6 protein-coding genes are annotated in these 5565 nt (G+C 69.6%); 5 read left to right on the top strand and 1 reads right to left on the bottom strand.

Features of this window, described 5'->3' with window-relative positions; genetic code table 11:
- Both AC1DZ6_RS17625 and AC1DZ6_RS17630 read left to right on the top strand, forming a co-directional pair.
- A partial coding sequence (locus AC1DZ6_RS17625) for a lytic murein transglycosylase (RefSeq protein WP_477098444.1) occupies positions 1 to 666 on the top strand: 666 nt, incomplete at its 5' end.
- A 127-nt stretch (positions 667 to 793) separates the two neighbouring features.
- Positions 794 to 1822 (top strand): SphA family protein, encoded by a 1029-nt coding sequence (locus tag AC1DZ6_RS17630; protein ID WP_477098445.1) that lies wholly within the window; start codon positions 794 to 796, stop codon positions 1820 to 1822.
- 105 nt (positions 1823 to 1927) lie between these two features.
- On the opposite strand, the gene AC1DZ6_RS17635 is transcribed toward AC1DZ6_RS17630, so the two are convergent.
- Complete coding sequence (locus AC1DZ6_RS17635; RefSeq protein ID WP_477098449.1) at positions 1928 to 3256, bottom strand: MFS transporter; 1329 nt, start codon at positions 3254 to 3256, stop codon at positions 1928 to 1930.
- A 189-nt stretch (positions 3257 to 3445) separates the two neighbouring features.
- On the opposite strand from AC1DZ6_RS17635, the gene motA reads away from it, so the two are divergent.
- From motA to mnmC2, 3 genes are all read left to right on the top strand, one after another.
- Positions 3446 to 4315, top strand: coding sequence for a flagellar motor stator protein MotA (gene motA / locus AC1DZ6_RS17640; RefSeq protein WP_477098446.1), 870 nt, complete (start codon positions 3446 to 3448; stop codon positions 4313 to 4315).
- A 135-nt stretch (positions 4316 to 4450) separates the two neighbouring features.
- Positions 4451 to 4768: a hypothetical protein gene (locus AC1DZ6_RS17645; protein WP_477098447.1), complete on the top strand. Its 318-nt coding sequence runs from the start codon at positions 4451 to 4453 to the stop codon at positions 4766 to 4768.
- A gap of 87 nt (positions 4769 to 4855) precedes the next feature.
- Positions 4856 to 5565 (top strand): tRNA (5-methylaminomethyl-2-thiouridine)(34)-methyltransferase MnmC2 (mnmC2, locus tag AC1DZ6_RS17650; protein ID WP_477098448.1); only part of this gene is annotated, 710 nt, incomplete at its 3' end.

Consider the following 5565-nt stretch of genomic DNA (forward strand, 5'->3'; position numbering starts at 1 on the left):
CCCCAGATGTCGCGGCGGCCGTCGCCGTCATTGTCGACCACCGCCGTCGACAATGACGGCGACGGCCGCCGCGACATCTGGGGCAGCGACAGCGACAGCCTGGCCTCGGCCGCCAACCTGCTCAAGAAGGGCGGCTGGAAGCCCGGTGTCGGCTGGGCCAAGGAAGTGATCCTGCCGGCCGGCTTCGACTACGGCCTGGCCGAGGGCCCGCGCGAGATTCCGTCGTGGTGGGAAGCCAAGGGCGTGCGCCGCGCCGACGGGCTGCCGTGGACGCCGGCCGACGCCGCTTCGCCGGCCGGCCTGATCCTGCCCGCCGGCTGGTCCGGTCCGGCCTTCCTGGCCCTGCCCAACCACTTCGCGATCCGCACCTACAACAATTCGACGTCCTACGCCCTGGGCATCGGCCTGCTGGCCGACCGGTTCGCCGGCGGTGGTCCGCTGGTCACGGCCTGGCCGGTCGAGACGCCGCTGGCCCTCGCCGACCGCATGGCCGCCCAGATCGCGCTGGGCCGCCTGGGCTTCGACCCGGGCCCGGCCGACGGGGTGATCGGCGCCGGCACCCGCAAGGCCCTACGCGCTTGGCAGACCGACCGCAGGCTGCCCGCCGACGGCTACCTGTCGTCCGACATGGTCGCCCGCCTGAAGGCTCAGGCAGGCATCAGCTAGCGGCCATAGGCCATTCCCCGAAGGGGATTACCGTCGCGCCGCAAGGACGACTCAGCAATCCGCCCTATGGCCGCTCGGATCGAGCCCGACCACTCTTCGGCTAATAACGCCACGGAGTGCTGGGACCATGGGTTTTGAGCCGAACATTCGAGCCGCCCGCCGCGTCGCCGCGCGGCGCATCGTTCAGAGGCTGAGCGCCGGTCTCGTCGCCGCCCTGGCGCTCGGCGCCCATCAGGCCCAGGCGTCCGAGGGCGGGGCCAGCCTCTACCTGCTCGGCTCCGGCGGCCCCGGCAACGCGATCATGCCGCCCCTGAGGGGCATGTTCTTCGACAACGAGGCCTACTACTACAAGGGCGGCGCCAGCGGCGGTAAGCAGTTCACCGTCGGCGGCAACGTGGTGGCGGGCCTGGACGCCAAGATCCTGGCCAACTTCGCCACCGTCCTGTGGGTGCCGACCACCGACCTCAACGGCGTGACCGTGGCCTTCGGCGCCGCCCTGCCCGTGGGCAATGTCGATGTCGATGTCGACGCGGTGATCACCGGGCCGCGCGGCAATCAGGTCGGCGGATCGGTCAGCGATTCGGCCACCGTGATCGGCGACCCGATCGCCACCGCCATGCTGGGCTGGAAGACGGGCGACGTTCACTACCAGCTCTCGACCATGCTCAACGTCCCGATCGGCGACTATCGCAAGGACGAGCTGGCCAACCTCGCCTTCCACCGCTGGGCGTTCGACTCCTCGTTCGCGGTCAGCTGGCATGACCCCAAGAGCGGCTGGGACGTCAGCGGCAAGGCCGGCCTGACCTGGAACGGCGAGAACAGCCACACCGACTACGACACCGGGACCGAGATGCACCTGGAGGCGGCGGTCGAGAAGACCTTCTCGCCCAAATGGTCGGCGGGCCTGCAGGGCTACTATTTCAAGCAGGTCAGCGCCGACAGCGGGCTGGGCGCCAAGCTGGGACCGTTCCAGGGCGAGGTCACGGGCGTGGGCGCCACGGCGGCCTACAACTTCAAGATCGGCCACATGCCCGCCACCCTGCGGGCCCGAGCCTTCACCGAGTTCAACGCCACCAACCGGATGGAAGGCGACTCGTTCTGGCTGGGCCTGGCCGTGCCGCTGAGCCTCAAGATGCCGGCCGCGCCGCCGACTTAGGAGCGGCGCCCTTTCATCCCACTGTTCTTGATCCGCTCATCCCGGCGAACGCCGGGATGAGCGGAGAAAGAGGCGATGCTGCGATGTGGGAAGACGTCCCGCCCCTCAGTGCGGCCCCGTCGCGTCGATCGAGCTGGCGTCCACCACCTGGGCCTCGTCGCGGGCTTCGCGCGGGACCGAGGCGTCGCCGACCCGGCGCATGACCGGGTCGATCAGGGCGTAGGCGACCAGGCCGGCCAGCACCGCGACGTTCATCAGGTAGGGCGACGGGTGAGCCCACTTGTACAGCGCCACGCCCAGCACCGGGGCGATGATCACCGAGGCGCCGTTGATGGCGCTGATCGCCCCGGCCACCGCCCCCTGCTCCTCGTGGCCCACCGACAGCGAGGCGCCGGCCGTGAAGCCGGGCCGGGCGAAACCGTAGCCCAGGCTGCACAGGGCGAAGCCGACGACCAGGGTGTGATAGTCGGGCGAAAAGGCGACGATCAGGTTGCCCAGGCCCGCGCAGCCCGCCCCCAGCCACAGCAACTGGCGCGGCGCGAGGCGCAGCATGCGGATCAGGCCCCACTGGGCCAGCAGGCTGGCCACAGCTCCGGCCATCATCGCCACGCCCGCGAAGGCGGCGGCCTTGGCCGGCGAGATGTGCAGCTTGTCGATGACCATGAAGCCCAGGGTCTGCTGGTTCACCGTCTGGGCGCTGGCCAGCAGGAAGCCGTAGATGATGAAGGGCATGATCCGCCGGTCGTTCCAGCGCACCCGGGCTCTCGGCTTGTCCTTGCTGGCGTCGACGCGGTCGGGGATCTCGTCGGGACTTTCCGGCAGGCCGCGCATCACCAGGATCAGCACGACGCCGGCGATGATCGCGAACGCGAACATCGGCCCCGACAGGGTCAGCAGCGGAAAGACCAGGAACGGCGCAACGGCCGGGCCCAGGATCGTGCCCAGGCCGCTGGCCGAGGCCATGGTGGCCAGGGCGTTGGTGCGGTCGGCCGGCGCGGTGCGGTCGGCGACATAGGCCTGGGCCGCGGGGTTCGAGGCGCTGCCGACCAGGCCGAAGATCGCCCGCGACAGGGTCGCCCCGGCGAACACCGCCAGCGGCACCATCAGGCCTTTCAGCCCCATCAGGATGAAGAAGCCGAAGCCCAGCATCGACACCGCGAAGCCGGCCATGCCCAGCACCACCATCGGCTTGCGGCCACGCTTGTCGGACATCCGCGCCCAGACCGGCGACATCACGCCCCACAGCAGGGCCGACAGCGAGAAGATCGAGCTGATCAGCACGTCGGGAATGCCGACCTGCCGGCCGATGGCGGGCAGCACGGTCTGCAGGGCGGTGTTGCCGGCGGCGCTGGACAGCAGGACGGCGAACAGGATGGCGAAGGCGCGGCTCTTGGCGCGGTCATCGAGAGAGACGTCCGGGCTCGCCATGCTGATGCCTTCCCTCCCGACCCGAACCATCCTCGCGTCGGCGCCGRTGCGTTCGGCTTGTCCCGCGAAGCAGTGTCAAACATCTGTTAGGCGGCTGCGGCGAAAGGCGCAACAGGCCCGGAAAACCCCGCTCACCTTGGATTAAGCATTAACGGCGATGATCCCGGCTGAAGTTACCCCGGGGCTCTCTTCGTCATGTTCCAGATCATCGGCATCATCCTGCTGTTCGGCCTCGTGTTCGGCAGCTTCATCATGTCCGGCGGCAAGATGGACGTGATCATCGAGGCCGCCCCGCACGAACTGATGTGCATTCTGGGCGCGGGCATCGCCTCGTTCCTGATCTCGAACTCGATGACGGTGATCAAGGCCACCGGCGGCGGCTTCGGCAAGATCTTCAAGGGTCCCAAGTGGAAGACCACGGACTATCGCGACCTGCTCAGCCTGCTGTTCCTGCTGACCAAGACGATGAAGTCCAAGGGCGTCATCGCCTTGGAAAGCCACATCGAAAAGCCGCACGAGAGCGGCATATTCCTGCGCTATCCGAAGATCATGAAGGACCACTTCGCCGTCGACTTCATCTGCGACACCCTGCGGATGATGACCATGAACCTGGAGGATCCCCACCAGGTCGAGGACGCGATGGAGAAGCAGCTCGAGAAGCACCATCACGAGGGCCTGGCTCCGGCCCACGCCCTGCAAAGCCTGGCCGACGCCCTGCCCGCCCTGGGCATCGTCGCCGCCGTGCTGGGCGTCATCAAGACCATGGGCTCGATCACCGAGCCGCCGGCCGTGCTGGGCGCGATGATCGGCGGCGCCCTGGTCGGCACCTTCCTCGGCGTGTTCCTGGCCTATGGCATGGTCGGCCCGTTCGCCACGCGCCTGACGGCCGTGGTCGACGAAGAAGGCGCGTTCTACAAGATCATCCAGTCGGTCCTGGTCGCCCACCTGCACGGCAACGCCGCCCAGATCAGCGTCGAGATCGGCCGCGGCAACGTCCCGAGCGAGTCGCAGCCCAGCTTCCTGGAGCTGGAAGAGGCCCTGCAAGCGATCCCCGCCGAGCCTTGATCAGGCCGATCACGGGCCGATCACGGATCCGTGAACATTTGTCTTGCCCCTGCCATCGAACTGATGTTCTGTGACCTCGTGACGCGGCCCAACTGGACCGCAGTCGCCAGACAAGCAGTCGCAAGGGAAGTCCCTATGACCACCAAGATTCTCCGCTCGATCCTGATCGCCGGCGTGGCCGTTTCGGCCCTGTCGCTCGCCGCCTGCGGCCCGAAGACCGACGCGTCGGCCGACGCCTCGGCCCAGAAGGCCCAGGAAGCCGCCGCCTCGGCCAGCACCGCCACGGACGCGGCCGCGAACGCCACGACCGCCGCCGCCGACGCCAACAAGGCCGCCGCCGACGCCGCTGCTGCTCCGGCCGCCGCCGACGCCACGAGCGCCGCCGAGGCGCCCGGCACGACCACCACCACGACCACCACCGAAAAGAAGGTCGAGCCGGCGCCCGCCCACTAAGGCGAGCCTCGTCCTCAAGACCATCGGAAGGGCCGTCCGCGAGGGCGGCCCTTCTTCTATGGGGCTGCGCAGCCCTATAAGCGGCCCATGAGCGACCCCGCCGCCCCTTCTCCCGACTCCCCGCTGATCTGGCGCGACGACGGCATGCCCCAGTCGGCGCTGTACGGCGACGTCTACTTCTCCAGCGCCGACGGTCTGGCCGAGACCCGCGCGGTGTTCCTGACCGGCTGCGGCCTGCCCGACGCCTGGGCCGGGCGCGAGCACTTCACCGTCGGCGAACTGGGCTTCGGCACCGGCCTGAACATCGCCGCCCTGCTGGACCTGTGGCGGCGCGAGAAGGCTCCGGGCCAGCGCCTCCACATCTTCTCTATCGAAGCCCACCCGATCACCCGCGACGAGGCCGCCCGGGCCCTGGCGGTCTGGCCGGAGCTGGGCGAGGCGGCGAGCGTGCTGCTCGACCATTGGCCGGGCCGGGCGCGCGGCTTTCATCGCATCGACCTGCCCGGCTTCGACGCGACCTTCGACCTGGCGGTGATGGACGTCGAGGCCGCCCTGGCCGCCTGGGACGGCGCGGCCGACGCCTGGTTCCTCGACGGCTTCTCCCCCGCCCTGAACCCCGCTATGTGGCGCGAGGAGATCCTGGCCGCCGTGGCGGCCCGCAGCGCGCCCGGCGCGCGGGCCGCCACCTTCACCGTCGCCGGCGCGGTGCGGCGCGGCTTGGCCGCCGCCGGCTTCCAGGTCGACAAGCGTCCGGGTTTCGGCCGCAAGAAGGAGCGGCTGGAAGCGGTGGCGCCCGG

This window comes from Caulobacter sp. P1_B12_2, assembly GCF_056406675.1.